The sequence below is a fragment of the Streptomyces sp. NPDC054770 genome (assembly GCF_053611985.1).
Genome location: NZ_JBSHBL010000190.1, coordinates 1 through 1,950, shown reverse-complemented (window position 1 = coordinate 1,950; position 1,950 = coordinate 1). Strand labels below are relative to the sequence as shown.

The following is a 1,950-nucleotide window of genomic DNA, read 5'->3' as shown; positions in this document are numbered from 1 at the left end:
CGAGCAATGCTCATTACCTGTGGATCGGCTCGGGAGGGCACGCCCGAGGGGCGTACCTTCCCGAGTGATCGATTGACTGGTATCGAGTAGGCCCGCGTTGCCGCGCGGGTCGGGAAGGCACGCCGTGCTCAGCGTAGTGAACGCCGACGGCACCACCGCCAACGGCTCCTCTCTGATCGATGAGATCGTCCGTGAAGGCGCACGGCGGATGCTGGCCGCCGCGCTGGAGGCCGAAGTCAACGCCTACATAGCGGAGTTGGCCGAACAGCGCGACCAGAAGGGCCACCGCCTAGTCGTGCGCAATGGCTACCACCAGCCGCGCTCCGTGACCACGGCGGCCGGCGCGGTCGAGGTGAAGGCACCGCGGGTGAACGACAAGCGCATCGACGAAGCGACCGGCGAGCGCAAGCGGTTCTCCTCGGCGATCCTGCCGCCGTGGTGCCGTAAGTCCCCGAAGATCAGCGAGGTGCTGCCTCTGCTCTACCTGCACGGACTGTCCTCCGGCGACTTCGTGCCCGCCTTGGAGCAGTTCCTGGGCAGCTCGGCTGGGCTCTCCCCGGCCACGGTCACCCGGCTCACGCAGCAGTGGCAGGCCGACCATGCCGCATTCATGGCCCGCGACCTCGCGGAGGTCGACTACGTGTACGTGTGGGCCGACGGCATTCACCTCAACGTCCGCCTGGAGGAGGCCAAAGCCTGCGTCCTGGTGCTCATCGGAGTCCGCGCCGACGGCTCGAAGGAACTGGTCGCGCTCAAGGACGGATACCGCGAATCGGGTGAGTCCTGGGCCGACCTGATGCGCGATTGCGCCCGCCGGGGCATGCGCGCCCCCGTCCTCGCGGTCGGCGACGGCGCCCTGGGCTTTTGGAAGGCTCTGGCCGAGGTCTTCCCCGAAACCCGCGAGCAGAGGTGCTGGGTTCATAAAACCGCAAACGTGCTCGACGCCATGCCGAAGTCCGCGCAGCCCGGCGCGAAGAAAGCTATCCAGGACATCTACAACGCCGAGGACAAGCAGCACGCACAGGCAGCGATCACGACGTTTGCGCAGCTCTACGGCGCGAAGTTCCCCAAGGCCGTCAAGAAGATCACCGACGACCAGGACCAGATGCTGGCGTTCTTCGACTTCCCCGCCGAACACTGGATCCACCTGCGCACCACCAACCCCATTGAGTCCACCTTCGCCACGGTCCGCCTGCGGACCAAGGTCACCCGCGGGGCCGGCTCCCGCGCTGCCGCCCTCGCCATGGTCTTCAAACTCGTCGATTCCGCCCAGCAGCGGTGGCGGGCCGTGAACGCACCCCACCTCGTCGCCCTCGTCCGCGCCGGTGCCCGTTTCGAACGAGGCCAGCTCGTCGAACGACCCGAGCTCAGCGCGGCCTGAACCACACCAACTGATCTACAGTTCCTGCCAGTTGCTCACCACGGACGGCTCGGATCAGCTCGCTGACGTCATCCGTTCTGAAGGGAGTCCTGTGGCATCCATCAAGGACATCGTCTTCGACAGCCCTCATCCGGCGTCGGCCGCCCGATTCTGGGCTCAGGCCCTGGACGACTACCAAATCGCGCCGTACGACGAGGAGGAGCTGACGCGGCTACGTTCCTTGGGCATCAATGACCCGGAGGACGACCCCACTGTCCTGCTCGTCGGCGCAGACGGCAGGCTGCCTCGCATCTTCTTCCAACTGGTGCCAGAGGACAAACGGGCCAAGAACCGGGTCCATCTCGACCTGAGTACGGCCGATGCAGCCGCAGAGGTCAAGCGGCTATGCGCACTCGGGGCAACGGTTCAGGCCGAGCGTGAGGACTGGATCACGATGCAGGACCCCGATGGCAACGAGTTCTGCATCATGCGCTCGTGAGCGGGGGGCCAGCCTGCAACCTTATCGAAGGTTCCGCCACTATCGCGGCCTGGTCGACCGCAACTGATCCACAGGAATTGACAATTACTCG

At 65.8% G+C, this 1,950-nt stretch carries 2 protein-coding genes; both read left to right on the top strand.

Going from position 1 to position 1,950, the window contains the following annotated elements; translation table 11 throughout:
• The first annotated feature begins 124 nt into the window (after positions 1–124).
• Positions 125–1,381 (top strand): IS256 family transposase, encoded by a 1,257-nt coding sequence (locus ACWGKQ_RS52135; RefSeq protein ID WP_453299174.1) that lies wholly within the window; start codon positions 125–127, stop codon positions 1,379–1,381.
• A 91-nt stretch (positions 1,382–1,472) separates the two neighbouring features.
• On the top strand, positions 1,473–1,859 hold the full coding sequence (locus ACWGKQ_RS52130) for a VOC family protein (protein WP_453299173.1): 387 nt from the start codon (positions 1,473–1,475) through the stop codon (positions 1,857–1,859).
• The last annotated feature ends 91 nt before the right edge of the window (positions 1,860–1,950 follow it).